Source organism: Myxococcus faecalis (assembly GCF_050039385.1).
Lineage (GTDB): Bacteria > Myxococcota > Myxococcia > Myxococcales > Myxococcaceae > Myxococcus > Myxococcus fulvus.
Genome location: NZ_CP144336.1, coordinates 2765104 through 2790645 on the forward strand (window position 1 = coordinate 2765104; position 25542 = coordinate 2790645).

The 25542-nt window shown below is 71.1% G+C and carries 22 protein-coding genes; 10 read left to right on the forward strand and 12 right to left on the reverse strand.

Annotated features, from left to right (window positions below; genetic code table 11):
• Positions 1-24: 24 nt before the first annotated feature.
• Both VZQ01_RS10815 and VZQ01_RS10820 read left to right on the forward strand, forming a co-directional pair.
• Complete coding sequence (locus tag VZQ01_RS10815) at positions 25-831, forward strand: hypothetical protein (protein WP_223747839.1); 807 nt, start codon at positions 25-27, stop codon at positions 829-831.
• Positions 832-878: 47 nt separating this feature from the next.
• On the forward strand, positions 879-2141 hold the full coding sequence (locus VZQ01_RS10820) for a pyridoxal phosphate-dependent aminotransferase (protein WP_223747838.1): 1263 nt from the start codon (positions 879-881) through the stop codon (positions 2139-2141).
• A 71-nt stretch (positions 2142-2212) separates the two neighbouring features.
• Here the strand turns inward: VZQ01_RS10820 and VZQ01_RS10825 are convergent, their stop codons facing one another.
• Positions 2213-2617: a hypothetical protein gene (locus VZQ01_RS10825; RefSeq protein WP_223784495.1), complete on the reverse strand. Its 405-nt coding sequence runs from the start codon at positions 2615-2617 to the stop codon at positions 2213-2215.
• 295 nt (positions 2618-2912) lie between these two features.
• On the opposite strand from VZQ01_RS10825, the gene VZQ01_RS10830 reads away from it, so the two are divergent.
• From VZQ01_RS10830 to VZQ01_RS10840, 3 genes are all read left to right on the forward strand, one after another.
• On the forward strand, positions 2913-4229 hold the full coding sequence (locus VZQ01_RS10830) for an MFS transporter (RefSeq protein ID WP_426747784.1): 1317 nt from the start codon (positions 2913-2915) through the stop codon (positions 4227-4229).
• A 93-nt stretch (positions 4230-4322) separates the two neighbouring features.
• Complete coding sequence (locus tag VZQ01_RS10835) at positions 4323-5099, forward strand: hypothetical protein (protein WP_267697558.1); 777 nt, start codon at positions 4323-4325, stop codon at positions 5097-5099.
• Between the two features lie 155 nt (positions 5100-5254).
• The gene (locus tag VZQ01_RS10840; protein WP_426747785.1) at positions 5255-6034 is read left to right on the forward strand and encodes a hypothetical protein; all 780 of its coding nucleotides are present in this window, start codon (positions 5255-5257) and stop codon (positions 6032-6034) included.
• Between the two features lie 3 nt (positions 6035-6037).
• On the opposite strand, the gene VZQ01_RS10845 is transcribed toward VZQ01_RS10840, so the two are convergent.
• The 6 genes from VZQ01_RS10845 to VZQ01_RS10870 all read right to left on the reverse strand — a co-directional run bounded on the left by VZQ01_RS10845 (position 6038) and on the right by VZQ01_RS10870 (position 12788).
• Positions 6038-8230, reverse strand: coding sequence for a hypothetical protein (locus tag VZQ01_RS10845; protein WP_426747786.1), 2193 nt, complete (start codon positions 8228-8230; stop codon positions 6038-6040).
• 94 nt (positions 8231-8324) lie between these two features.
• Entirely contained in the window at positions 8325-8717 is a 393-nt protein-coding gene (locus VZQ01_RS10850) for a hypothetical protein (protein WP_141329323.1), read from the reverse strand.
• A gap of 17 nt (positions 8718-8734) precedes the next feature.
• On the reverse strand, positions 8735-9883 hold the full coding sequence (locus VZQ01_RS10855; RefSeq protein ID WP_223747831.1) for a zinc-dependent alcohol dehydrogenase: 1149 nt from the start codon (positions 9881-9883) through the stop codon (positions 8735-8737).
• A 112-nt stretch (positions 9884-9995) separates the two neighbouring features.
• Positions 9996-10667 carry a DNA-3-methyladenine glycosylase family protein gene (locus VZQ01_RS10860; RefSeq protein WP_223747830.1) on the reverse strand — a complete coding sequence of 224 codons (672 nt, stop codon included), beginning with the start codon at positions 10665-10667 and terminating at the stop codon, positions 9996-9998.
• Between the two features lie 54 nt (positions 10668-10721).
• Entirely contained in the window at positions 10722-11210 is a 489-nt protein-coding gene (locus tag VZQ01_RS10865) for a hemerythrin domain-containing protein (RefSeq protein WP_223747829.1), read from the reverse strand.
• 66 nt (positions 11211-11276) lie between these two features.
• Entirely contained in the window at positions 11277-12788 is a 1512-nt protein-coding gene (locus VZQ01_RS10870) for an FAD-dependent oxidoreductase (protein WP_426747787.1), read from the reverse strand.
• A 443-nt stretch (positions 12789-13231) separates the two neighbouring features.
• Here VZQ01_RS10870 and VZQ01_RS10875 point away from each other — a divergent pair, with 443 nt between their 5' ends.
• The 3 genes from VZQ01_RS10875 (at position 13232) to VZQ01_RS10885 (ending at position 17177) form a co-directional block, all read left to right on the forward strand.
• Complete coding sequence (locus tag VZQ01_RS10875) at positions 13232-15346, forward strand: PAS domain-containing sensor histidine kinase (protein ID WP_370640353.1); 2115 nt, start codon at positions 13232-13234, stop codon at positions 15344-15346.
• Entirely contained in the window at positions 15343-15753 is a 411-nt protein-coding gene (locus VZQ01_RS10880) for a response regulator (RefSeq protein WP_046711692.1), read from the forward strand. Before VZQ01_RS10875 ends, VZQ01_RS10880 begins: the two co-directional genes overlap by 4 nt.
• A 611-nt stretch (positions 15754-16364) precedes the next feature.
• A complete protein-coding gene (locus VZQ01_RS10885; RefSeq protein ID WP_426747788.1) occupies positions 16365-17177 on the forward strand; it encodes a GvpL/GvpF family gas vesicle protein in 813 nt (270 codons plus the stop codon).
• Here the strand turns inward: VZQ01_RS10885 and VZQ01_RS10890 are convergent.
• The 5 genes from VZQ01_RS10890 to VZQ01_RS10910 are packed head-to-tail and all read right to left on the reverse strand — an operon-like array spanning position 17160 to position 23238.
• The gene (locus tag VZQ01_RS10890; RefSeq protein WP_426747790.1) at positions 17160-18254 is read right to left on the reverse strand and encodes a hypothetical protein; all 1095 of its coding nucleotides are present in this window, start codon (positions 18252-18254) and stop codon (positions 17160-17162) included. The two genes, VZQ01_RS10885 and VZQ01_RS10890, sit on opposite strands and share 18 nt — an antisense overlap.
• A complete protein-coding gene (locus VZQ01_RS10895; RefSeq protein ID WP_223747825.1) occupies positions 18251-20122 on the reverse strand; it encodes a motility-associated ABC transporter substrate-binding family protein in 1872 nt (623 codons plus the stop codon). Before VZQ01_RS10895 ends, VZQ01_RS10890 begins: the two co-directional genes overlap by 4 nt.
• Positions 20119-20841: an ABC transporter permease gene (locus VZQ01_RS10900; protein WP_141329342.1), complete on the reverse strand. Its 723-nt coding sequence runs from the start codon at positions 20839-20841 to the stop codon at positions 20119-20121. The genes VZQ01_RS10895 and VZQ01_RS10900 overlap by 4 nt, the downstream gene beginning before the upstream one ends.
• Entirely contained in the window at positions 20838-21767 is a 930-nt protein-coding gene (locus VZQ01_RS10905; RefSeq protein WP_141329344.1) for an ABC transporter ATP-binding protein, read from the reverse strand. The genes VZQ01_RS10900 and VZQ01_RS10905 overlap by 4 nt, the downstream gene beginning before the upstream one ends.
• A 52-nt stretch (positions 21768-21819) precedes the next feature.
• Positions 21820-23238: a TIGR01777 family oxidoreductase gene (locus tag VZQ01_RS10910; protein ID WP_267697569.1), complete on the reverse strand. Its 1419-nt coding sequence runs from the start codon at positions 23236-23238 to the stop codon at positions 21820-21822.
• Between the two features lie 31 nt (positions 23239-23269).
• On the opposite strand from VZQ01_RS10910, the gene VZQ01_RS10915 reads away from it, so the two are divergent.
• Complete coding sequence (locus VZQ01_RS10915; RefSeq protein WP_426747791.1) at positions 23270-24241, forward strand: L-threonylcarbamoyladenylate synthase; 972 nt, start codon at positions 23270-23272, stop codon at positions 24239-24241.
• A 635-nt stretch (positions 24242-24876) separates the two neighbouring features.
• A complete protein-coding gene (locus tag VZQ01_RS10920) occupies positions 24877-25464 on the forward strand; it encodes a hypothetical protein (RefSeq protein ID WP_223784488.1) in 588 nt (195 codons plus the stop codon).
• Positions 25465-25542 lie beyond the last annotated feature (78 nt).

Genomic DNA, 25542 nt, shown 5'->3' on the forward strand with positions numbered 1-25542 from the left:
GATGGGATACCTTGGAGCAGCGCCATGCGAAGCCTCCTCTCTTTGTCCGTCGTCGTCGCCCTGCTGTCCGGCTGTGGTGGTGAGCCTCCGGAGGAGCTGGTCCAATCCGCGAAGGCGAAGGTGGAGCGCGCCGCCGCGGTGGGGCACCTGACGCGCGGGGCGCTCGAGGTGCTGGGGCTGATGCCGGTGTATACGTGCGGCGAGCCGCGCCGCGGCTTCCTCGACGTCGCCACGGTGGACCTGTCCCAGCGGCTCGCGTGCGCCACCACCACGGTGGAGTCGCTCGACGCGGTGACGGACGGCGTGGTGGTGACGTTCAGCGGCCCCGACTGTCAGGTCCACGGCCTGGGCCTCTCCGGGCGCGTGTTCTTCAAGTACCGCGGCGGCGAGGACCGGATGGAGGTGGAGGCGGACCTGCGCCAGCTGCGCGTGGAGGGCGTGGTGCTGCCCGCCGAGGTGGGCTACGGCACCTGTGGCGATTTGACGAGCGTCTGGGTGAAGGCCGAGGGCGACATCCCCGGGCGCGAGGGCCACACCCTGCGGATGGACGCGAAGGTGACGAAGCGTCCGGGCATGCCGCTTCTGGGCGGCTCGTCGCTGCTGCTCGACGGCACGGGCGAGCTGAGCGGCCCCGACGGCGTGGACAAGCTCACCCTCACCACCCTGCATTACGAGGTGGGTGAGTATCTGCCCAAGGAAGGCATGGCTGTCCTGGAGACGGCGGATGGCCACCACGTGGAGGCGAGCTTCAAGCCGGTGCTGTGGCGGGTGGGCAAGGTGGAGCTGACGGTGGATGACCACTCGCCGGTGACGGTGCCCATCGTCCGGTAGCGCCGGGCCACGCGCGCGGCGCCGGTTTTCCGCTAGGGTGTGGCGCCGTGAGCGACGACGTCACGATTCCCGCCTTCCGCTCCGTGCCGCGCACGGGCGTCATCTACGTCACCGCCGAGGCCACGCGCCGAGGCTACCGTTCCAGCGACCCGGACTGGTGCAACCTGGGCCAGGGGCAGCCGGAGACGGGGGATTTGCCCGGGGCCCCCGCGCGGCTGGGCTCGGTGAACATCGACGTGGCGGACATGGAGTACGCGCCCGTCGCGGGGCTGTGGGACGTGAGGGAGGCCATCGCCGGCCTCTACAACCGCCTCTACCGCAAGGGCATGCCCGGCCAGTACAGCGCGGAGAACGTCTGTCTTTCGGGCGGCGGGCGCGCGGCGCTGACGCGGGCGGCGGCGAGCCTGGGTTCCATCAACCTGGGCCACTTCCTGCCGGACTACACGGCGTACGAAGAGCTGCTGGACGTCTTCAAGGCCTTCACCGCCATCCCCATCCTGCTGGAGGGCGAGCGCGGCTACGCCTTCACGCACGAGGACCTGCGGCGAGAGGTGCAGGGGCGCGGCCTGTCCGCCCTGCTCTTCTCCAACCCGTGCAACCCCACCGGCAAGCTGGTGCAGGGGGACGAGCTGGCCCGGTGGGTGGGCGTGGCGCGCGAGCTGGAGTGCACGCTGCTCATCGACGAGTTCTACTCGCACTACGTCTGGACGGGCCGCCCCGGGCACCTGCCGGTGGAGAGCGCCGCGCGCTACGTGGAGGACGTGAACCGGGACCCCATCGTCCTGTTCGACGGCTTCACCAAGAACTGGCGCTACCCGGGCTGGCGCATGACGTGGACGGTGGGGCCCAAGCAGGTGATTGAAGCCGTCTCCAGCGCGGGCAGCTTCCTGGACGGCGGTGGCAGCCGGCCCCTGCAGCGCGCCGCGATTCCGCTCCTCCAGGAGGAGCCGGTCGTCGCGGAGACGATGGCCATCCACAACACGTTCCGGGAGAAGCGGGACAGGTTCCACTCGCGCCTGGAGCGGCTGGGCATCCGCACGGACCGCGCGCCGGACGGGACGTTCTATGTCTGGGGCAACGTGTCCGGCCTGCCCGCGCCGCTCAACGACGGCATGGGCTTCTTCCGCGCCGCGCTGGAGGAGAAGATCATCACCGTGCCCGGTGAGTTCTTCGACGTGAACCCCGGCAAGCGCCGCGCGCGCCCCTCGCGCTTCCGCAGCTACGTGCGCCTGTCCTTCGGCCCGTCGATGGAGGTCCTGGAGAAGGCCCTCACGCGGCTGGAGGCGATGGTGCTCAAGCACAGCCGCTGAAGACAGACGGCCACCTTCCGGAGCGCGCTTTTCCGCGGCGACTCCGGAAGGCAATCCCAGACGAAGACGGCCTAGAGGGCCTTCTCCAGCAGGTTCACGATGCGCTGACGGCGCTCGTGCGTGTAGTTCTCGATGTTGCTGAAGTTGTGCCGGTACGACAGCGTCTTGTTCTCGAAGCGGTAGAAGATGCGGTCGTCCGGCTCGATGCCGCTGATGAAGTACTTCTTGAAGCCGTCCCGGATGGCCTGCTTGGAGAAGTCATCCACGCCGATGTCCTGGAGCGCCAGCACCAGCGGCTCGAAGTAGATGGCGTCGATGCCCTTCTCGAAGAGGTGCGCCAGGCCCTCGGCGCCGAGCGTGTCCCACTCGACCTCGATTTCGACGGGCGCGCCAACGAGTTCGTTCAGCGTCTGCTGCCACTTCGGGAAGACGTTCTGCTTGTACTGCGCGATGGCTCTTCTCTCGGGCAAACCCATGACTGCCCCCTCTGAGGTGGAATCCCAGTGTGCTGATGGGAGGCGCGTCACGATTCTATGGAGGCCCTAACCTGTCAAACACCCCGGGTCCCGAGAAAACGAGACACGTGGTTGTTGGCACTCAGCGCGAGGCGGGCGGCTCGGCGCCGGGTTCCGGGACGACCCGGCGAGCCGGGGCGGGTGCCGGGTTTCCAGGAGACCGTCCAGCGATTGAGGCGGGGCCCCCGCGCGCACGCCAGGCGCCCAAGCGAGCCCGCGCGGCGCGTTTCAGGAGGCCCTATGCTCGGCGGTGTCCATGAGACTCCCCGCCTCCCGGCTCGCACTGCTCGGCGTCCTCTACTTCGTGCAGGGACTGCCCTTCGGCTTCCAGGCCACCGCGCTGCCCGTCTATCTGCGCGGGCAGGGGGTGTCGCTCACCGCGCTGGGCTTCGCGGGGGTGCTCGCGCTGCCCTGGGGACTCAAGGTGCTCTGGGCGCCGCTGGTGGACCGCTACTCCTCGGCGCGCATCGGACGACGCAAGTCGTGGATCCTCCCCATGCAGGCGGGCCTGACGCTCACGTGCGTGGCGGCGGGGATGCTGGTGTCGGAAGGCGGCTCGCTGAAGGTGCTGCTCGGGCTCATCCTGGTGATGAACCTCTTCGCCGCGACCCAGGACATCGCCGTGGACGGGCTCGCGGTGGACCTGCTGCGCCCCGAGGAGCTGGGCCTGGGCAACACCGTACAGGTCGTGGGCTACAAGCTGGGGATGCTCACCGGCGGCGGGCTGCTCGTCTGGGCCAGCAAGTACCTGGGCTGGCCGGGCCTGTTCCACGGCATGGCCCTGCTGTGCGCCATCGCGCTCGGGGTGACGCTCCTGTCTCGCGAGGCGCCTCCGCGTGAGCGCGACGCCGAGCCCACCGCGCCGAAGACCGAGAGCTGGCGACAGTGGTTCGCGGTGTTCCTCACGACGGTGCGTCAGCCGGGCATCGGCTGGGTGCTGCTCTTCATCGGCACGTACAAGTTCGGCGAGACGATGGCGGACGTGCTCTACAAGCCCTTCCTCGTCGACGCGGGCATCCCCGCCTGGCAGATAGGCCAGTGGGTGGGGACGTGGGGCAACGCCGCGTCCATCCTCGGCTCCGTGACAGGTGGCGTGCTCGCCACGCGCATGCCCATCCTCGGAGCCCTGTCGCTCACCGCGTCGCTGCGCGTGCTCCCGCTCATGGGGCGCTGGTGGCTGGCCACCCACGGCGTCAGCGACGCGGGCGTCATCGGCGTGACGCTCGCGGAGGAGCTCGTCGGCGGCGCGCTCACCACCGTGATGTTCGCGTTCATGATGTCGCGCGTGGACCGGCGCATCGGCGCGTCGCACTACACGCTGATGGCCAGCATCGAGGTCTGGGGCAAGGCCCCCGCCGCGCCTCTCGCGGGCTGGTTGGCGGACCCCCTGCACGGGCTCGCGTTGGGCTATGGCCCCGTGTTCCTGCTCGGCGCCGGACTGTCCGTCGCGTTCCTCGCGCTGCTGATTCCCATCCGTCATCTCCAGGCGCGTTTCGTCACGGATGTGTCACACGAAAACAGCGCCCCACAGCCTCGAGACGAGAGCCCTCCCGTGGAAACAGGCACACGCTGAGCACATCGCGAGACGTGTCAGTCGCGGGTGCTAAGTGCGTACGCGCTGTCCCCCATTCATCGTGGGCGCGCTCGCTCACGAGAGGTGCAACGTATGCTCTCTTCTTCGATGAAGTCCCTGTTGGGTGGTGTCGTCCTGGCCGCCACCCCTGCCCTCGCTGACAGCACCACGACGATTCCCGCGTTCGCGGCCGACATCGCCGCCGCCCGCCTCGCCACGAGCCCGGGTGGCACCACCGTCATCCGCTCCGAGATGCGCGGTGCCGTCGACCGTTTCCTCCACGACGACAGCAAGGTCGACGCCGTCGAGCGTGCGTACCTGGCCGACCGCATCGCCGACCTGACGTTCAAGCAGGGCGTGACGGCCACCGCGATGAAGTACCTCATCGACACCCACGAGCTGAATGACGGCCTGACCTGGTACTCGCCGCTGTGGCTCGACGTCCTCCCGCAGACGCCGGCCGACTACTTCGGCGCCACCGGGCCCCTCACCACCTCCACGGACATCAAGGAGGGCAACATCCCCGCCGGGATGGGCGTCGCCAACCAGCGGACGCTCACCTACAAGGCCAACGCGGCCTGGGGGCTCCAGGGCGTGTCATACTTCAAGCCCATCACCGTGCAGGAGCTGCTCGCCATGCTGAAGGAGCAGGTCATCAACGGCACGCCCAACTCCGATGAGGTGGACGGCGCGCTGGCGTTCATCACGCAGGTCTCCCGCAACAGCAACCGGCTCTACACCACGGGCTGGTCCTGCCAGACGTACTGCGGCGGTGGCGGCCCCGGCGACGCGGGCGGCTTCTTCATCGCCGCGGTGAGCACGGAGCGCAACTTCGTGCGCATGGTGCGCGTGACGACCTGGTCCGACTAGTTCTCCATCGGCGCACCTGCGCCACGGAGAGACACGCGGGAGGGACGCTGCCTCCCGCGTGGGTCCATCGGAGTCACACTCCTCGTGTGCGTGTTGAATACGCGCGCGTCGTCCCCTTGCATCGTGGACGTGAGAGTCCGCGAGAGGAGCAACGCGTGTTCTCTTCGTCACTGAAGTCGCTGCTGGGTGGTGCCGCGCTGCTGGCCGCCGCTCCCGCGTTCGCGGACAGCACCACCACGATTCCCCTCTTCGAGGCGGACATCGCCGCCGCCCGTCTCGCCACGAGCCCGGGAGGTGTCACCGTCATCCGCACCGAGATGCGCGGCGCCGTCAGCCGCTTCTTCCAGGATGACAGCAAGATTGACGCGGCCGAGCGCACCTACCTGGCCGACCGCATCGCCGACCCGCCCTTCAACGTGGGCGTGACGGCCACCGCGATGAAGTACCTCATCGACACCCACGAGCTGAACGACGGCGCGACCACGCATGCGCCGCTGTGGCTCGACGTCCTCCCGCAGACCCCGGCGGACTACTTCGGCGCCACCGGGCCGCTGACGGTCTCCACGGAGATCATGGAGGGCTACATCCCCAACGGCCAGGGCGTCGCCAACCAGGCCACGCTCAACTACAAGGCCGGCGCGGCCTTCCGCCATGGGTATCCGCGCAACTTCCACCCCATCACCGTCCAGGAGCTGCTCGCCGAGCTGACGTCGCAGACGGACAACGGCCAGCCCAACTCCGACGAGGTGGATGGCGCGCTGGCGTTCATCACGCAGATCTCCCGCAACAGCAACCGGCGCTACTCCGCGAGCTGGTACTGCCGGACGTACTGCGGCGGTGGTGGTCCTGGCGACACGGCGGGCGACTACATCGCCGCGGTGAGCACGGACCGCCGCTTCGTGCGCATGGTGCGAGTGACGACCTGGTCGGAGTAGTCCTCAGCCGGCGCGCATGCGCCACTCGAGGCCCGCGGGAGGAAAGGTGCCTCCCGCGTGGGTCCACTCGAGTCGGACTTCACGCCGGCCCTCGGGCGGCAGCTCGAAGCACGCGAGCACCCGCCCCTCGCCCCGCTGGTTGACGCGAACGTCCAGGCGCTCACCGTCGACGTTCATGGCGAGGGTGAGCACGCCGGCCTGCGGGAAGAACTGTTCCGAGGGATGACGGCGCGGGGAGGTGAGCAGCAGCTCCACCTCGCGCGGCTCGGCGTCGGTGTTCTCCAGGGTGTACGTCAGCGCGTACGAGACGCCTCGGGCTCCCTCGTGGGTCCGGGGTGTTCTCGGCTCGGGCTCGCGCGCGGTCGGCATCAGGGGCCCGGCATCGGGCCAGACACCACCGTGTCTGCCGGGCATGGACATGACGAGGTCTCCGGCGCGCTGGCCCGCGGACAGGCGCACCGTGCGACCGCCGACGAAGACACTGCCGGCCTCGAGCACACCTTGATGAGGAGGAAACGCTGGGGCGCTCGTCTCGGGCGCGTCCGTTCCCGCGCTGGCCATGGGGTGCTCTCCACGGGAGATGGCGGCGAGTTCGTCCGGAGTGAGGGGCAGCGGGCTGGACACGGTGGCCAGCCGGAACCTCGCGCCCACGTCGAGCTGTCCCTTCGCATCCACGGCCGTGAAGTCCAGGAGCGCCTGGAGCGTGCCGCCCTTCTCATGGCGCGCGGCGAGGACGAGCACGGCGTCACCGGGCTGCACGGTGAGGGCGGCCTCGATGCGTCCGCGTGTGCCCAGACGCACGTCGTCGAGGTGAGCCAGGTCGAGGTCCTCGCGGAGCAGCGGCTTGGCTTCGCGCTCGTCCTGGGGGCGCGGGTCGACGCGCGCATCGAGGAAGCCCGAGGCGAGCACGGCGTGAGGACCACGGAAGAAGAGCCCCTCCGGGTCGGGGACCATTCCTGACGCCGAGTCGACGAGTCCGGTGAGGTCCTCGGCGAGCGCGTCCTGCTCATCTGGATTGAAGGGCTCGCCGCGCACGTTCGCGGGGAACTGGGGCGTGAGGTACTTGGAGAAGACGACGCCCGCGAGCCGCAGGTGGATGGGGCGGCCCGAGGTGTTTCGCAGCACGATGGAGCAGCGCTGCGTGCCCGTCGGAGGCAGGGTCTGCGTCACCTGTCCCTGTTCAGCTCGCGCGAAGGTCTCGCCGATGCGATTGACGGCGCGAAGGAACAGGCGGGCCTGGCCGGCGAACGTGAAGCCGCCCTCGCTCTTGCCGGGCACGATGCGCCCCATCGTCGTGCCGAGGACTCCGGAGGTCCGAATCGGCTCGGGGCTCGCGTGGAGGAGCAGCGGCGCGCCCGTGAACGCGCCCTCGAGGGGGTCGAGCGCCGCGATGGGGAGCACGTCCGCATCGAGCGCTCCGACGGGCAGCGGGGGCCGCTCATGCGGATGCGCGGAGACACGAGGCGCGGGGACATCCTCCTCGCGGGTGGCGTCGACTTCGAGGGCCCTCGCCAGCTCACGCACGTCATGCGCGGCCTCTGTCTTCTCGCCCGAGGCAGGCAGCACGTTGTCTGCGTCGCCGCTCTCTTCCGAAGACTCCGCCGCGCGCCGCGGGACACCCGCCTTCGCCCCATCCGCCGTCGCGCCGGCGCCCTCTTCCGCGGACACCACGACGAGTCGCGGGACAACCTTCACCGCATCCGTCGTCTTCTCAGCGACGTTCTCGTCTGGAGGCGCCGCGACGAGCCGCGGCGCCCCCTTCATGGCGGCCTCCTCCGACAACAGCCCCCCGGGCTCCGCCGTCTTCGTGGCGGCCTTCCCGTCGGAAGGGACCAAGACGGGCGCCGCAAGCGTCTCAGCGACCTGCGCTCCGGCAATCGCTGTCTTCTTGACGCCCCTCCCTTCCGCGGGCGTCACGGCGGCCTTCGCCCCCACCGTCTTCGCGACCGCCTTCCCCTCGGAAGGAGACACGCCAGCCTTCGCGACAGTCTTCTGACCCGAGGCATTCGGCGCCGTCTTCGCGGCCTTCGCCGTCTTCGCGACGGGCTTCGCCTGTCCTCGCTGGGTCGCCACGCCCGACGTCGCGGCCCCACCCGCCTCGGGCTTCCGCGCGGTCTTCTTCGCGGCCTCCGCAGGGGGCTTCGCCCCCGAGGGTTTCGCGGCGGGACGTCGAGGGGGCGGCTTCGAGGGAGGCATTCCCGGGAATCCTCACAGAGAACAGGGCTGGATGTCGCCTCCCCATGGCGCCGGGTCTCCCCCACCCCGGCGCCACACCGGGCCCCACCTCACCTCACGCGCGCGCCCACTTCCGCCACACGGTGTGGGTGAGCGCCAGCACCCCGGCGGTGGGCAGTGCCCACGGCAGCACCCGCGCCAGACGGTGCTCCCAGACATCCACCCGGTCCGCCAGCAACAACACCATCCAGTGGCGGGCCTTGTGGTCCGGGACCCCATAGGCCACGCGGCGCAACAGGCCGCTCAGCCCCTTCGGCGGCTGCGCCGTTCCATACACCGGCGGCAGCTGCGCGCGGCCCGGGTGCTTGAACACACGCACCGGCGAGTGCTGGAACCGGATGGGCATCCGAGCCCCCGGCAAGGGATGCGGCAAGGTCTCCATCGGGACGCCGGGGCGGCTGGAGAACTCCAGGTCCGCGGCGGCGCCAGGTACAGGTCTATCCGGCATGGCTTGGCTCCTTTCGGTCACGCATGGCCCGGCGTGAGGACGCACTTGACGCAGCCGTCACGCTTCTGGGCGAACAGGTGGTAGGCCTCCGGCGCATCCTCCAGCCCGAACCGATGGGTGATGATGGCCTTCGCGTCGATGCGCCCCTCGCGGATGTGCTTCAGGAGGTGCGGCATGTAGCGGCGCACGTTGCACTGGTTCATCCGCAGCGTGAGCCCCTTGTTCATCGCGGTGCCGATCGGCATCACGTTCCACGGCGGGCCATACACACCGACGATGGAGACATTGCCGCCCTTGCGCACGGCATCGATGCACCACGACAGCACCGTGGGAGCCCCCGCCTCCAGCTTCAGTCCCAATCCCATCACCCGATGCGACGTGGAGCCCTCGGCCTCCATGCCCACCGCGTCGATGCACACGTCCGGGCCCCGGCCCTCGAACATCTCCTTGAGGTAGGCGACGACGTCCCCCACCTCCTGGAAGTTCACCGTCTCCACCTTCGCGAACCGCTCCGCGAAGTCGAGCCGGTACTGCACGCAGTCCACCGCCACCACGCGGCCCGCGCCCATCAGCCACGCCGAGCGCATGGCGAACAACCCCACCGGGCCAGCGCCGAAGACGACCACCGTCTCGCCGCCCTTGATTTCGCCCATCTCCGCGCCCATGTAGCCCGTCGGCAGGATGTCACCGAGGAACAGCACCTCCTCGTCCTCCATGTCGTCCGGAATCTTCAGGGGCCCCACGTCCGCGTACGGCACGCGCACGTACTCGGCCTGGCCACCGTCGTAGCCGCCCGTCGTGTGCGAATAGCCATACACGCCGCACGCCACGTCGCTGGAGGGGTTGCTGTTCTCACACAGCGCCGTGAGCCCCCGCTCACAATAGAAACAGCCGCCGCACGAGATGTTGAAGGGCACCACCACGCGGTCGCCCTTGCGCAGCTGGGAGACCTCCGTGCCCGTCTCCTCCACCACGCCGGTGAACTCGTGCCCGAAGGTGTGGCCCACCCGGGTGTCCGGGACCAGCCCGTGCAGCAGGTGCAGGTCCGAGCCACAGATGGCGCTCTTGGTCACCCGCAGGATGACGTCTTGGGGGTGCTCCAGCCGGGGGTCCGGCTTGTTCTCCACTCGGACCCTGAAGGGTCCCTGGTAGGTCAATGCTCGCATGAGGGCGTCTCTCCCGTTTCATCTACGGGTGAGGACGCCAGCGCCGTGCGGCAAGGCGCGCCATCGACGAGCCCCCGCTCGCCCACTCGCCATGAGGCGCGAGGCACGCCGCTCAGCCCTCGGACGGCTCCCAGCTCAGCTCCGTGGCGCGCCACATGTACCAGCTCGCCACCGAGCGCCAGGGCCGCCAGCGCTCGCCGTATTCCAGGAGCGCCTTCGGCCTGGGCATCTCCTCCAGGCCGTACGCGAGCATGAAGCCCTTGCGCACGCCGAAGTCGTCCACCGGCAGCACGTCCGGGCGGCCGAGCCGGAACATCAGCAGCATCTCCACCGTCCACTGGCCGATGCCCCGCACCTGGGTGAAGTGCTCGATGAGGGCCTCGTCGCTCATCCGGCGCACCCGCGCGAGCGGCGGCACCGTGCCATCCAGCGTCTTGCGCGCCAGGTCCTGGAGCGCGGCCATCTTGTTGGCGGACAGCCCCGCCTCGCGCAGCGCCTTCTCCGGCGTCGCGAGCAGGGCCTCCGGTGTGAAGTCGCGGCCCGTGCCCACCTGAGCGCTGACGCGCTCGAAGATGGTCGCCGCGGCCTTGCCGTGCAGCTGTTGGAAGACGATGGAGCGCGCCAGCGCCGCGAATGGGCTGTGCAGCGGGCTCAGCTCCATGCGGAAGGCGCCCACGCGCTTCATCAGGGCGCCCAGCGTCGGGTCGGCGCGCGCGAGGGCACGGCGGGCGCTCGGGGTGAAGGCTTCGGGCAGGCGCGGAGCGGAGGAGGCGGGGCGGGGCATGGAGAAACCCCATGCTGCCGCTCCGGCCGCTCCGCGCAACCCGAATCTTGCGGCCTACAGCGGCGCCGCGTGGTCCGTCTCGGCGGGGACGTTGTTGCGGGGCTCGTCCTCCATCAGCTCCTCGAACTGCTGCTCCATCAGGATGCCCAGGTCCTCGAGCTGCTCCTTGGACAGGAGCTTGCGGACCTTCTTGAAGAGCTCGCCCTCCTCCTCCTCGACGTGGTGTTCGATCTGCTCCTGGAGCACCTTCATCTTCGGGTCGAACTCCTCGTCGTCCGGAGACATCTCCAGCAGGTCCGCGATGATGCGCTTGGCGGACAGGTGCTCCTCCACCGCCTCACGCAGCTCGTCCTCGGTCCGCTCCGACCTGGTGGCCGGATAGAAGTACAGCTCCTCGATGGTGGCGTGCGCGGCGAGCCGGTCGGCGATCATCTTGAACAGCTCGCCCCTGCGCACGTCCGCGTGGTCCGGGAGCTTGCCGTACTGGGCAAAGAGCTTCTTCACCTCGTCATGCTGCTGCTTCAGCAACTCAATCGCGTTCATGTCATGTCTCCATGTCGGCGGGGTTCAAGGCTCGTCTGACTTCGGGAGACGCGCGGGTGGCGGGCGTCAGGTGGGCAGCTTGCGGGAGGGCAGGTCCTTCACCGCGGGTCCGTTGAGCACCTTGCCCGTGGGGCTGAAGCGCGCGCCGTGACAGGGGCAGTCCCACGAGCGCTCCGCGCCGTTCCAGTGCACATGGCAGCCCAGGTGCGTGCACACCGGCGAGACGGCGTGCGAGGTGCCGTCCAGCTCTCGGTAGACGGCCACCTTCTGCCCGTCCACCTCCAGGACCTTGGCCTCACCAGGAGCCACCTCGGACAGGTGCTTGCCATCGGGCTTCGCCAGCCGGTCCGCGACGAAGCGGAAGGCCACCTCCGCGTTCTCCTGGATGAAGTCCTTCACGCCCGCCATCGGCTTGACGCGCGTGGCGTCGTACAGCGCGGCGAAGGGGTTCTCCCGCCCGAGGATGAGGTCGGTGAGGAGCATCCCCGCCAGCGTGCCGAACGTCATCCCCGTGCCGGAGAAGCCGGTGGCCACGTAGACGTGCTTGCGGGCGCTGTCGCGGCCGATGTAGGCCAGCCCGTCGGCCGGCTCGATGACCTGACCGGACCAGCGGTGGGTGATGGACTCCACCGGGAAGCGCTCGCGCGCGAACGCCTCCAGCGCCTCGTAGCAGCGCGCCGTGTCCTCCTCGGCGCCCACCTTGTGGTCCTCGCCGCCGACGATGACGTAGGTGCGCCCGTCCACCGGCTGCGTGCGGATGTAGTGATAGGGCTCCTTGCAGTCGTAGTACTGCGCGGGCTCCAACGCTCCGTCCAGCGGACCGGCCACCGCGTAGGTGCGGTACGGGAAGAGCTTGGTGTGCATGAAGACGCGGTTGAGCGGCGTCGTGGTCGCCTCCACCACGTCGGTGGCGGTGACGACGCCCCGGTCCGTGACGACGCGGCAGGGCTTGCCGTCCCGCACCTCCAGCACCCGCGTGTTCTCGAACAGGTGACAGCCCTCGCCGGGGATGCGGTCCGCCAGCCCGAGCAGGTACTTGCGCGGATGGAACAGGGCCTGGTCCTCCACGCGCAGCGCGCCCTTCACCGCGAAGGGCAGCGGCACGCGCTGCGTGAGCGTGGCGAGCAGCCCCGCGTCGCGCGCGGCGGACACCTCCTCCTCCAGCGATTGCAGCTCGCGCGCCGTCTCCGCGTACTGGAACATGGGCACGCGCTGGAAATCGCAGTCCAGGCGCAGCTCCTCCACCAGCGACGCAATCTGCTCCATCGCGGCGCGGCTGGAGGACGCCGCCAGCCGGGCGCCCTTCTCCCCGAAGTCGCGGCGCAGCGTGGCGTAGGGCGTGTCGAGCAGCTCCGTGAGGTGCGCCGTCGTCTGCCCCGTCTGCCCGGACAGGATGCGGTTCATCTCCAGCACCGCCACCCGCTTGCCGGCGCACTTGAGCAGCCACGCCGTGGTGAGGCCCGCCATCCCCCCGCCGATGACGGCCACGTCCACCGTCAGGTCCCCGGGCAGCGTGGGGAAGTCTCGCGTGGGCGTGGTCAGCGTCCAGAGCGAGCGATGCGTCCGCGTCTCATCCATGTCCCAAGACTAGGGATGCGCCTCAGGTGCGATAACCCGACGCGGCCGGCGCCCATGCCTGGCCGCCTGCTCGGCGTCGGGGCCACCCGGGATGTGAACGGGCAAACAGAGCGGGCCGCCGGGTGTTGGCAAGTCACGCGGGATTCCAAGCGGTTCTGGGGTGGTGGAGCGGCCCGCGATACATAGAGGGCAGGGACGGCCCCCCGACCCCTGCCTCGTACCCAGGGAGCCACGAAGGATGCCGGTGGAAAGATTGGCTGGGAGCACCAGCCTCGTCGATGTGATGGACCGGGTCCTGGACCGCGGCCTGCGCTGGGACGGCACCGTCCCACCGGACGCCCCCGAGCCCTGCGCGCCCGTCGTGGTGACCTCCCTGGAGCTTCGCGTCGAAGACACCCCTCCTGCTGACGACACACCTCGACTTCCTCCTGGAGCCTGACGCATTGGTCTCGTACGCCCCGCTCGCCCCAGCCCCCGCCTCCTCCGTCGACGCGCGCCTCGCCCTGGCCGAGCAGCTGCTCGCCTGCGAGTCCGCGAGAGGGTGTGCCCGGGCCGTGGTGGAGTGGCTGCCCGCGCATGCCCAGGCGCTCGCCGCGGCCTGCGTGGCCCGCGAGGAGCCCGGAGCCCGGATGACCTGCCTGGCCGCGCAGGGGCTCTGCGAGGCCCAGCAGGCGGCGCTCGCCGCGTGGTCCGACGCCGACTCCACGCACCCGCTGGCGGACGTGCTCACCCAGGCCGTGCCGCGCTTCTTCCCGAAGGAGCGCGCGCCCCTGCCCTCCCCTGGCGCGCAGGGCCTGTTCGCCGTGCCGCTGGGACGCGCGGGCGCATCCCCCGTGGGCCTGCTGCTGGTCTGGGCGAGCACCCCCGAGCTGCCCGCCGAGGTCGCCTGGGTCGCCGGGCACGCGGGGCCCTTCCTCGCGCGCCAGGCCACGTCCGGTCCGCTCGCCGCGGGGGGCTCGGAGCTGTTCCGCCGCATCATCGACGCGGTGACGGACCCGGTGCTGCTGACGGACCTGGAGGGACGCGCGCGCCTGGCCAACGCGCGCGCGGAGGCGCTGCTGATGGCGGGCCCCGACGCGAGCCACGGCCGCCGCCGCGCCGTGCACCTCAACCAGCGCGTGTTCTCCGCCGCGGTGGCGAGCAGCGCCAGCGGCGGCCAGCCCGGGGTGAGCTGGCGCGAGGTGCCGCTGGTGGACCCCGTGGAGGGGCTGGACCTGCTCTTCGAGATGGTCAGCACGCGGGTGTACGAGCCGGACGGCCGCGAGGCCATGGTCAGCGTGCTGCGCAACGTGACGGACCTGGGCCGCGCGACGCAGGCGTTGGGTGAGAGCTACCGGCGCCTTCGCGCCACCGAGCGCGAGGCGCGCAGCGAGCGCCACCGGCTGGACCGGGTGCTGGACTCCGTGGCGGACCCCATCATCCTGTCGGACCCGTCCGGCGTCACGGTGATGATGAACGAGCCGGCCGAGCGGCTCTTCTCGCTGCCGCCCGAGGGAGGCCGCGCAGCGCAGCGCCGCGTGCGCTCCAACCACGCGACGTTCGTGTCGTTCCTCGCCAACGTGCTGGACACGGGCGGCAGTCCCCGCTGGCGCGGGCACCTGAGCCTGGTGGACCCGACGAGCGGCGCCACCCTGCCGGTGGAGGCGGTGGCGAGCAAGGTGCTGGGCGAAGGCGGGGAGCTGACGGGCATCGTCACGCTCTTCCAGGACCGGGGCGAGGCGCTGGAGAAGGCGCGGCTGCTCGAGCGGCTCAAGGAGGTCTCCACGCTGCTGGAGGCGCGCGTGCAGGTGGCCACCGCGGAGCTGGCGGAGCAGAACGAGAAGCTGCGCCGTCAGGCCATCCAGCTGGAGCAGGCCAGCGCGGCCAAGTCCCAGTTCCTGGCCAACATGTCCCACGAGTTCAGGACGCCGCTCAACGCCATCCTCGGCTACACGAACATGCTGCTGCAGGGCGTGTCCGGGGAGCTGACCGCGCCGCAGAAGCGCAACCTCACGCGCATCGACTCCAATGGCCGGCACCTGCTGGAGGTCATCAACGAAATCCTGGACATCACCCGCATCGAGGCGGGGCGGATGCCGCTGCACCTGTCGGACTTCGTCATCCCGGAGCTGCTCCAGGAGGTGATGGCGGAGATGGACCCCATCATCGCGCGCAGCAAGCTGACGGTGACGACGCACCTGGGGGCGCGGCTGCCGCCGGTGCACAGCGACCGTCAGAAGGTGAAGCAGGTGGTGCTCAACCTGCTGTCCAATGCCCTGAAGTTCACGCACGAGGGCACGGTGAAGGTGGTGGCGGAGTACCAGCCGTCATCTTCCATGCTCACCATCTGCGTGGAGGACACGGGGATTGGCATCGCCCCGGCGGACCAGGAGAAGATCTTCGAGGACTTCCAACAGGTGGACAGCTCGCCCACCCGCGCCTATGGAGGCACGGGCCTGGGGTTGTCCATCTGCAGACGTCTGGCCGACATGCTGGGGGGGCGCGTCACCCTCCAGAGCACCCAGGGGCAGGGGTCGGCCTTCACGCTGCACTTCCCACGACGCCCGAGGCGGACATGACGAATCCCTCCCCGAATCTCAAGCCGCTCGTGCTCGTCGTGGACGACTACGATGACGCGCGTGAGATGTACGCGGAGTACCTGGAGTTCTCCGGGTTCCGCGTGGCGCAGGCGAGGAACGGGCAGGAGGCGCTGGACCAGGCCTTCGCGCTCACGCCGGACATCATCCTGATGGATTTGTCGTTGCCCATCATCGATGGGTGGGAGGCGACGCGGCGGCTGAAGAACGACGCGCGCACGCGCACCATCCCCGTGGTCGCGCTCACGGGGCATGCGATGACGGGCCAGTCCGATGAAGCGAAGGGCGCGGGGTGCGACTCCTTCGTCACCAAGCCGTGCCTGCCCGACGAGCTCGTGGCGGAGGTGCGGACCATCCTCGCCCGGCGCGGAGGCGCCGCGATTCGCTGAGGCGTGCCGTGTCCCGCTCCCCCCGTCCTCCCAGCAAGGCCTCTTCCCGACGAGGCGCCGCCTCGCCCAAGCCCTCTCGCGTCCGACGCGCGGCGCCCACCGCCGAGGCGAAGCGCCCGGGGGTCTCCGCGTCCCGCGCCGCGCCTCCGCGGACCTCCGTTGCTCCCGACACACCCGCGCGTGGCGGCAAGGCGGAGCGGTCCGAGCCGCGAGCGGCGACGCTGTCTCGTGGGAGCAAGGCCGCTGTCACGCGAGAGGCGACGCCCACGTCCGATGTCTCTCCGGAGCTGGTGCCCTCACGCGGGAGCAAGGCTGCGTCCACACGGAGGCTGACACCCGCGAGTCGCGGCGCGGATGACAGTACGGCCTTGGGGGAGGCAGCGCTCGCTCGCGGGAGCAGGACTGCCCACACCAGCTCGGACACGCTGACGCCCGACGTCCCGCCCCAGGTGATGCCCGAGAGCCACATCGTCGGTGTGACACCCGACGGTTCGCGGGACGTAGCGCTGCTCGAGAGCACCGGGGGGGCCGTCATCCTGAGTGAGGCCGCTCCCGCGCGAGGCGGCGACAGCCCTCGCCCCATGCGGTCCGCAGCCCCAAGCACTCGGGCGGTGCCGGCCGACCCTCAGGGCAAGAGCGCTCGCCCCCAGCCGGACGCGCCCACGGCCGAGGAGCTCGCGGGGCCCCAGTATCTCTACGGCGTGGTGCGCGCCGACGGCCCGCTGGACTTCGGTCCCATCGGCCTGGGCATGCCGCCCTGCCACGTGCGCGCCGTGCGCGAGGGGGGGCTGGCCGCGCTGGTGTCCTCCACGCCTTCGCGCAGGGTGGACCCGACGCGGGCCCATCTGCTGGCGCACCAGCGCGCCGCCGAGGTGGTGCTGCGCGAGCACACGCTGCTGCCCGTGGCCTTCGGCACCGTGCTGGGCTCGGAGGCCGACGTGCGCGCCATGCTGCGCGCCACGCAGGAGGCGCTCACCTCCGTGCTCACCGCGCTGGAGGGCAAGGTGGAGCTGGGGCTCAAGGTGCTCTACCACCGCGAGCACCTGAACCGACGCATGGAGCTGGAGGACGAGGCGCTGCGTCGGCGCGGGGACGAGTCGGAGGCCGAGCACGAGCAGCGACTGGGGCGCGCGGTGGAGCTGCGCGCCGCGCTGGACATGGCGGCCATGCTGGAGGGCCTGCGCCCGCTGGCGGCGGCGTCTCGCACCGACGCGCCCGTGGGCGAGCGCATGCTGCTCAACGCGGCCTTCCTCGTCGCCCGGCGCGACGGCCCCGCTTTCGAGGCGAAGGTCCGGATGCTCGCGGCGCGCTCGGACCTCTACACCTTCCGCTTCACCGGCCCCTGGGCGCCGTACAGCTTCGTCGACGTGCGACTGGGCCGCGCCGACGCCCCGGAGCCCCGGGGGTCACGGACCGCCGGCTGAGGACACCGGCGTCGTCACCCGCGCGGCCTCGGCGGCCAGCGGGTCCACGCCCGCGTGCAGCCGGACCCACCCTGGCGTGTGCTCGGTGCGCGCGTAGAAGCCATCCGTCGCGCGCGCCACCGTCAGCTTGCCCACCGGCTTGCCGCCGCGCCGGTACTCCACGCGGAAGGACTCCTTCGGCTCGCCCCCCGGAGGCTGCTCGTCGCGGCCCAGCAGGTCCAACGGCACCAGCCGCCACACGCGGTCATGCCAGTTGCGGGTGAACTCGTCGGGCTTGTCCGGCGACTCCTCCGGCGAAAGCGTCACCGGGTTGGGCGCCTTGCCGCTCGCCACGAACGCGCGCGACGAGCCGCCCGACGAGATGACCACCGAGTCGAACTCGCCCAGGTCGAAGACATGCAGCCGCCGGTCGACCAGGCGCGTCGTCGCGTTCTCCAGGTCCGGCAGCAACGCGGGGCCGAGCAGGAACACCTGTCCGTCCGAGTCACGGCGCAGGTACGGCGTCCCCCACCCGCCCGTCATCGACGCGAGCGTGAACGACTCCGTCCTGCCACCCAACGTCAGCGTCAGCTTGCGCTGCGAGCCCGTCAGCCCCACCTCCGCCAGCTTCTTCTCATCGAGCACGCCCAACGAGCGCGTGGCACGCAGCGGAGCGAAGCGCGGATAGAGCTTCTGGGCGACCTCGTTGGCCCGCATGTCGCGAGGAGGCGGAGGCGGCTGCGCCGAGGGCTGCGTCCCCGCGTCGGCCGCCCCCTGTGCCAGCGCCGCGCCGGCGCCGCCATCCACGGACGTGCCACCGTCGGCGGACGCGTCGGCGACACCCTCCACCGGGGGCAGCGGCTTCGCGGGCTTGAAGCCCAGGCGGACCCAGAGCGCGTCCCGGTCCCGCGCGTCGCGGTACAGCTCCACGTAGCGCGCCTCGTCCTCGTAGCGCACCTTGTCCAGCGCGCGCGCCGGCAGCTCCACCACCGTCACGTCACCAGGGGCGCCCGCCGGAGCGCGCTGCCACACCAGGTAGGCGGCCACCAGCGCCACCACCGCGAGGGCGCCCTGCAGGGCCAGGTCCCGGGCCTTCATTGCTCACCTCCCGCCGCCACGCTGGCGCGCGGAGCACGACGGCCCCGCCGCCGCGTCGTCACGAAGCCCACGGCCAGCACCAGCGCCGGCGCCAGGAACACGGTGGCGTAGAACCACGCCACGTCCTGCTCGCGGGTGTGCTGGATGGGCACGTCCTCCTCCGACGACACCGCGCCGGCGACGGCCTCTTCGCCCGTCAGCCACCGCAGGGTGTCCACCGCGAGGTACGCGTTGCCCATGTTGGGCAGCACCACGTCGCTCACCACGTCCGCGTCCGCCATCACCACCGCGCGCATCGGCTCCTTGCCCTTGGCGGCGGGCTCCTCCACCGCCACCACCAGCGGCCAGGTGCGGCGCATCTCGCCCGGGTCCGGGCTGAAGTTGCCGTTGGCGTCCGCGAAGGTGGCCCCGTGCGCGCGCACGGAGATGTCGTGCATGACGCCGTTGGGCAGCGGCTGGAGCTGGTCCAGCGCGCCCGCGCCCAGGAAGGCCACGGGGGACTGGCCCGCCATCGCGGACAGCGACGTGACGGACGGGTGCGAGCTGAAGCTCGCCGTGCCCAGGTTGCCACGGTCGCTCTGCTGACGGGCGGTACGGAAGTACACCTGGTCGTTCGCCAGCGGCGTGCCGAGGTACTTCAGCCCCATGGGCGCGAGCAGCGCCTCGAAGCTGGGGCCCTCCGGCTCCAGCGCCATCCACAGCCGACCGCCCCGTGACAGGTACTCGCGCACCGCGGTGAGCTCCTCCGGGAGGAAGTCGCGCGTGGCGCCCATCACCACCAGCGCCGCCGCGTCCCCAGGCACCTCGCGGCCCAGTCCCTCCGCGACGCCCAGCGGACGCACGTCCACGTTCTGCGCGCGCAGCAACTCCTTGAGCTGCGCCACGGACGGCTTCGGCATCTCCCCGGGCACCGGCCGCGTCTCCGCGCGCTCGCCATGGCCCGCGGTGAAGTAGACGACGCGGCGGGGCCTGGCCACCGTCAAGAGGCGCCGCTGCACCTCCTGGTCCAGCCGCTGCAACTGTCCCCGCGCGCGGTCCAGCTCCAGGCCCACCGTGAAGGGCTCCTTGCGCTCACCGCGCGCCAGGACGATGGTGCCGTTGTTGTGCACGCCGAGCGTCTTCGCGCGCGCGGGCTCCACCGCCTGGTCCAGCCGCTCCACGCTGAGCAGCCCCGGGCTCTCCACCGACAGGTCGCGGAAGTACTGCCCCACCGCCTCGCCCACCTCGTTCGCGGGCGGGAAGAAGAGCATGACCTGGAGCGGCTCGTTGAGCCCGCGCACCACCTTGCGCGTGGAGTCCCCGGGCTTCGCCGTGCGGAAGTACGACAGGTCCCAGGTCGTGTTCGCCTGCGTGACGACGTACATGGTGGCGAACGCGAACACGAGCACGAAGGACAGCCCCAGCCCCGAGTACAGCGCGCTGCGGGCCCGGCCCGTCTCCATCACCGGCGCGCGCGCCATGGCCTGCGTCGCGACCTCCACCAGCGCCAGCGGCACCAGGCAGCACGCGAGCAGCGCGGGGAACAGCGCCGCCAGCATCACCGCCAGCTTCGGCGCCTTCTGCGACAGGGGGGCGTCGAACAGGGACAGGCCCAGGTCCGACTGGAGGAAGTAGAGCCCCAGCGCCAGAAGCCCCAGCCCGTACAGGCCCAGCACCCAGCCATCCACGCGGCGACGGTCGAGGCTCGCGCCGCGCGAGCCCACGAACCGCCACGCCGTCGCGCCCACCGCCAGCGCCACGCCGAGCCCGGAGAAGAGCCCGCGGCCCGTCCCCACGCCCAGGATGCGCTCGCCGATGAAGACGGCCAGCAGGCCCGCCACGAAGGCCAGCGTCGCCATGAGCCCGCTCCCCGAAGTGCGCGCGCTCATCGCCACCTCCGCGCCTCGAGCACCCGCGTGGCCGCGAACAGCGCCACGTAGGTGACCACCAGGTAGTAGACGACGTCACGCACGTGCACGAGCCCCGATTGGAACGGCGGGAAGTGCTGGTTCCACAGCGACATCGCGCTGAACACGTCCGCCAGCGGCTGCTCCGTGATTCGCGCGAGCAACCAGCAGAGGATGAGCGCCACCAGCATCACCGCGGACGTAATCGCCGCGAGCAGCTGGTTCTTCGCCAGCGCCGAGCCGAACGTGCCCACCGCCAGGGACGCGCTGCCCAGCAGCAACAGCCCCAGGTAGCCGGCGCCCACGTGGCCCCAGGACACCTTGCCGTTCACCAGCACCAGCACCGGCATGTACAGCGTGCACAGCACGTACAGCGCCAGGAACGCGAAGCCCGCCAGGAACTTGCCCAGCACGATGTCCCTGTCGCGCAGCGGCGAGGAGTACAGCAGGGGCAGCGTGCCCGTCTGTCGCTCCTCGGCGAGCAGGCGCATGGAGATGAACACCGAGGCGACGATGGTGAAGCCGCTCGAGTAGTAGAAGAACTGCGAGAGCACCTCGGCGGAGCGCTTGCTCGCGCCGCCCAGGGCGTACGCGTTGAAGAACAGGCCGTTCAACGCGAGGATGACCGCGATGACGACGTAGCCGCTGAGCGTGCGCAGGTAGCCGGACAGCTCGCGGCGGGCGATGAGCAGCGCCTTCACGCGCGCACCTCCTGACCATGCGTCAGCTTGAGGAAGATGGACTCCAGGTGTCCCGCGCCCACGTCCAGTCGCAGCAGCTCCAACCCCGCCCCCACCACCGCCTGCGCCACGCGCGGCCGCACGTCCGGCGACGCGCGCAGCGTCAGCGCCACCAGCCCGTCGCGGGCGCTGCCCACCTCCACCTCGCCGAAGGGCCGCAGCACCTCGACGGCGCGCGCGGAGTCGCCCCGCACCTCCACCTCGACGGAGCCTCCGCCGCCCATCTTCCGGCCCAGCTCCTCCTCCGTCCCCTGCGCCACCAGCGTGCCCTTGTGGATGATGAGCAGCCGGTCACACGTCTGGGAGATCTCCGGGAGGATGTGGCTGGAGACCAGCACCGTGTGCGTGCCCTTGAGGCCGCGGATGACGTCGCGCATCTCCACGATCTGCCGCGGGTCCAGGCCGCTCGTCGGCTCGTCGAGGATGAGCAGCGCGGGCTTGTGCACCAGCGCCTGTGCCACGCCCACGCGCTGACGGTAGCCGTGGCTGAGCGTGGAGATGAGCTCGCCGTCCACCTCGCGAAGCCCCGTCTTCTCCTCGGCCTCGCCCACGCGCGCGGGGGTGTCCCTGGCCGTCACGCCGCGCAGCTGCGCGACGTAGGCCAGGTACTCGCCCACCGTCATCTCCTCGTAGAGCGGCGGCACGTCCGGGAGGTAGCCGATGCGCTGGCGCACCTCGTGGGCGTTGCTCACCACGTCATGGCCGTCGATGACGACGCGGCCGGCGGTTGGCAACAGCACGCACCCCAGGACCTTCAGCGTCGTCGACTTGCCCGCGCCATTGAGGCCGAGGAAGCCGATGACCTCTCCCTGGCCGATGGTGAAGGCCAGGTCCCGGATGGCCGCGTGCTCACCGTAGTACTTGGTCAGCCCTTCGACCTGAATCATAGGGGGCCATTCCATCAGTCCCCCCAGGGGGGATTGTCAAGCCTCGAACCGCTCAGCCATGGCGGAACTCCGGGCCCGCCGTGGTGCGGCCGAGCGTGAAGCGCAGCGCCCCCTCCAGCTCCGGGAAGAGGAACGCGTAGCCGAGCCGCTCGGCGGCGTTGGGGAGCACCCGGGCACCCGACAGCAGGGCCTCCTGCCCCATCTGTCCGAAGAGCGTCCTGATGACGGCCGCGGGCATGGGCAGGAAGGCGGGCCGCCGCAGCACCCGGCCGAGCGTCCGGGCGAAGTCCGCCTGCCGCACCGCGCCCGGCGCCACGGCGTTGATGGGCCCCCGGGCCGCCGGGGTGAAGAGGCTGAAGTGGATGAGCCCCAGGATGTCCTCCATCGACACCCAGCCCATCCACTGGCGCCCCGAGCCGATGGGCCCACCGCCGCCCGCGAGGAACGCGGGCAGCATCTTCGCCAGCGCGCCATCCCGCGCGTCCAGCACCGGGCCGATGCGCAGGTGCACCACGCGGATGCCCGCGGCCTCGGCGGGCGCGGTGGCGGCCTCCCAGACGCGGCACACGTCCGCGAGGAAGCCCGTGCCCGGCGCGCTCTCCTCGGTGAGCGGCTCGTCACCCCGGTCGCCGTAGATGCCGCTGCCGGCCGCGCACACCAGCACGCGGGGCTTCTTCTTCATCTTCGCCAGCGCCTCGGCCAGCGTGAGCGTGCCCTCGGAGCGGCTCTTGAGGATGGCGTCCTTGTACTCGGGGGACCAGCGCTTGCCGGCGACATTGGCTCCCGCCAGGTGCACCACCGCGTCCACGCCCTCCAGCGCGTCGGTGTCCACCTGTCCCTTGTCCGGCGCCCACGCCACCTCGTGCCGCGAGGCGTCCGCCCGCCCTCGCACCAGTCGCTGGACCTGGTGGCCTCCGGTGGTGAGCAGCGGCAGGAGCGCCGAGCCGATGAGCCCCGACGCGCCGGTGACGGCCACGCGCAGCGGGCCCTGGTCCGCGAACGCGGCGTGGCGTCGCGCGTCCGTGAGCGTCACCCGGTGGCGATAGGCGAACATCCGCTCCAGGGTGTGGCGCGCGAAGCCGCCTCCGAGGAGCCGGCCTGGCGGGCCCATGGGCAGGACGTACTCGATTTCGTCCTCGAGGATGGAGGAGTGGGTGGCGGGCTCGGGCCACATGCGATGGGTGTGGACCCACTTCGAGAAGGGGCCGGACACCTGCGTGTCCTGGAAGAGGGAGCCCTCGACGTACGCGGTGTGCTCGGCCACCCAGCGTCGGGGGATGGGGCCCATGCGCATCCGCATGACGACGCGGGCGCCGGTGTGGATGCCGTCGCCGGTGCGCTCGAGCAGCTCCATCCGCTCCCATGGGGGCGTCAGCCGTGCGAGCGCCCCTTCCCGGGCATGCCAGGCGAACAGCTCCGTCGCGGGGATGGGCGCCCGACTGCGCGCCTCGAAGACGAGTGACTTGCTCATGACGCCTCCTGGCGCGACAGTGCGGCATCGCATGGTAAAGCCGGAGCTCGTCGAACGCGCGGTGGAAGTGCTGCGCAGTGGTGGTGTCATCGCCCTGCCAACGGAGACGGTGTATGGCCTGGCGGCCAACGCCGAGGACGAGCTGGCCGTGCGTCGTGTCTTCGCCATCAAGGGTCGCCCCGCCACCCATCCGCTCATCGTCCACCTGGCGGGTGTCGAGCACCTGACCTCGTGGGCCCGGGAGGCCCCCGAGGCCGCGCGTCGCCTCGCGGACGCCTTCTGGCCGGGGCCCCTCACGCTGGTGCTCCCGCGCACGCCGCGCGCCACGGACGCCATCACCGGAGGCCAGGACACGGTGGCCCTGCGCGTGCCCGGACACCCCGTGGCGCTCGCGGTGCTCAAGGCCCTGGGCGGCGGCGTGGCGGCGCCGAGCGCGAACCGCTTCGGACGGGTGAGCCCCACCACCGCGGAGCACGTGCGCGTGGACCTGGGGAGCGACGTGGACCTCGTGTTGGATGGCGGACCGTGCGACGTGGGCGTCGAGTCCACCATCGTCGATTTGAGCTCCGGCTCGCCCGCCATCCTCCGGCCGGGCGGACTGTCGGCCGAGGCCATCGAGCGGGTGTTGGGGCATCCGGTGCCGGTGCGCGTGGCCTCGAAGGTCCGCGTGTCGGGCTCGCTGGAGTCGCACTACGCGCCCCGCGCGGGCGTGGTGCTCGCGGAGCCCACAGAGGCCGCGGCCCGCGTGCGTGCATTGAGGGAGCAGGGGTTGAGCGTCGGCGTGCTCGGGCCGCGAGGGCTGGAGCTGCCAGGGGATGTGCCGCGCTTCGACGTGCCGGAGGACCCGGCGGGCGCGGCGCGCGTGTTGTACGCGAGGCTGCGCGAGGCGGACGAGAAGGGACACGACGTGCTCGTAGCCTGTCTGCCCTCGGCCAGCGGCCTGGGCATCGCGGTGCGCGACAGGCTCGCGCGCGCCGCCGCGCCTCGCACGCCCCATCACTGAGCGCTTCGGCCACCTCGGCCGGCACGCGCGTCCGGCACATGAGCGTGGCACAGACCTGCGGGCCCTCGAGCATGCCGGCGCAAGTGCATGCACTGACGTCACTCACGAGGCAGGGCGCACGCTCGAACCGTGGCACCACCCGAGCCGTGCGGTCCCTGGCACATCCGAGGCTTGGCGCACGCTCGAACCGTGGCACCACCCGAGCCGTGCGGTCCCTGGCACATCCGAGGCTTGGCGCACGCTCGAATCGTGGCACCACCCGAGCCGTGCGGTCCCTGACACATCCGAGGCAGGGCGTCTGAATCGACCTCGCGCCACCTGCGCCGCGCCTGGCACATCCGAGGCTTGGCGCCTGACGACCTCGCGCCGCCTGCGCCGCGCCTGGCACATCCGAGGCTTGGCGCCTGACGACCTCGCGCCACCTGCGCCGCGCCTGGCACATCCGAGGATTGGCCCCTGACAACCTCGCGCCGCCTGCGCCGCGCAGCCCCTGGCACATCCGAGGATTGGCGCCTGACGACCTCGCACCGCCTGCGCCGCGCGATATGCCGCGCGCGCGTCCGCGTTGTTCAGGACGTCCCGCGTGTGAGGCGAGTCACCCTCCGCACGCGGCCACACCCGGGAACGAGGCGACGATGACGATGACGAGACGGTGGCTCGCCGTATGCGCGGGCCTGGCGGCGGTCGTGTGCGCATCCGGCTGCGCCAGCAGTCCTCAGAAGGCGCTGCTCGGTCGGACCAGCGGGCTCGTCGTCTACGACCTGCCCGCCATGCAGGTGATGAAGGCCGCGGAGGCGGAGCTCGGTGAGCGCGGCTACGCGCTGCTGCCCAGCACCGACCCCTACTTCCTCCAGACGCCGTGGAAGGTGAGCGGCAACTACGACATGGGCTCCAGCTGGTCGCGCCTCTACGTCGAGGGCCGCGTCCGCGCGGACGGGCGCTTCGTCGTGCGCGCCTACGAGATGGCCGCCACCACCTTCGCCAGGACACAGGCACTGCCCTTCGGCCTGCGCCAGACGACGAGCGCCACCATCGACGACAAACCCAACGCCACCCCCGCCGAACTCATCGCCTCCGAACCCGAACTCCAGACGCGCTCCGCCCGCGCCAACATCCGCCGCAACCTGGACCTGGAGTGGGCCATCCTCGAGCGCCTCAACCCCGACTTTGCCAACAAGGTGAAGGAGCAGGTCGACCTCTACGTCGCCCACGAGCCTCGATGACGCACTCGGACAACCCTCGCGGCCCCCAGCAGCGTCGCGAGGGCACGTCCCCAGGGCCAGAGGCCCGCTCGGACCGTG

Coding starts and splice junctions, on each gene's coding strand:
- VZQ01_RS10815 (WP_223747839.1), top strand. CDS start 25: ATGCGAAGCCTCCTCTCTTTGTCCGTCGTCGTCGCCCTGCTGTCCGGC.
- VZQ01_RS10825 (WP_223784495.1), bottom strand. CDS start 2,617: ATGGGTTTGCCCGAGAGAAGAGCCATCGCGCAGTACAAGCAGAACGTC.
- VZQ01_RS10830 (WP_426747784.1), top strand. CDS start 2,913: ATGAGACTCCCCGCCTCCCGGCTCGCACTGCTCGGCGTCCTCTACTTC.
- VZQ01_RS10835 (WP_267697558.1), top strand. CDS start 4,323: ATGCTCTCTTCTTCGATGAAGTCCCTGTTGGGTGGTGTCGTCCTGGCC.
- VZQ01_RS10845 (WP_426747786.1), bottom strand. CDS start 8,230: ATGCCTCCCTCGAAGCCGCCCCCTCGACGTCCCGCCGCGAAACCCTCG.
- VZQ01_RS10850 (WP_141329323.1), bottom strand. CDS start 8,717: ATGCCGGATAGACCTGTACCTGGCGCCGCCGCGGACCTGGAGTTCTCC.
- VZQ01_RS10855 (WP_223747831.1), bottom strand. CDS start 9,883: ATGCGAGCATTGACCTACCAGGGACCCTTCAGGGTCCGAGTGGAGAAC.
- VZQ01_RS10860 (WP_223747830.1), bottom strand. CDS start 10,667: ATGCCCCGCCCCGCCTCCTCCGCTCCGCGCCTGCCCGAAGCCTTCACC.
- VZQ01_RS10865 (WP_223747829.1), bottom strand. CDS start 11,210: ATGAACGCGATTGAGTTGCTGAAGCAGCAGCATGACGAGGTGAAGAAG.
- VZQ01_RS10870 (WP_426747787.1), bottom strand. CDS start 12,788: ATGGATGAGACGCGGACGCATCGCTCGCTCTGGACGCTGACCACGCCC.
- VZQ01_RS10880 (WP_046711692.1), top strand. CDS start 15,343: ATGACGAATCCCTCCCCGAATCTCAAGCCGCTCGTGCTCGTCGTGGAC.
- VZQ01_RS10890 (WP_426747790.1), bottom strand. CDS start 18,254: ATGAAGGCCCGGGACCTGGCCCTGCAGGGCGCCCTCGCGGTGGTGGCG.
- VZQ01_RS10895 (WP_223747825.1), bottom strand. CDS start 20,122: ATGAGCGCGCGCACTTCGGGGAGCGGGCTCATGGCGACGCTGGCCTTC.
- VZQ01_RS10905 (WP_141329344.1), bottom strand. CDS start 21,767: ATGATTCAGGTCGAAGGGCTGACCAAGTACTACGGTGAGCACGCGGCC.
- VZQ01_RS10910 (WP_267697569.1), bottom strand. CDS start 23,238: ATGAGCAAGTCACTCGTCTTCGAGGCGCGCAGTCGGGCGCCCATCCCC.
- VZQ01_RS10915 (WP_426747791.1), top strand. CDS start 23,270: ATGGTAAAGCCGGAGCTCGTCGAACGCGCGGTGGAAGTGCTGCGCAGT.
- VZQ01_RS10920 (WP_223784488.1), top strand. CDS start 24,877: ATGACGATGACGAGACGGTGGCTCGCCGTATGCGCGGGCCTGGCGGCG.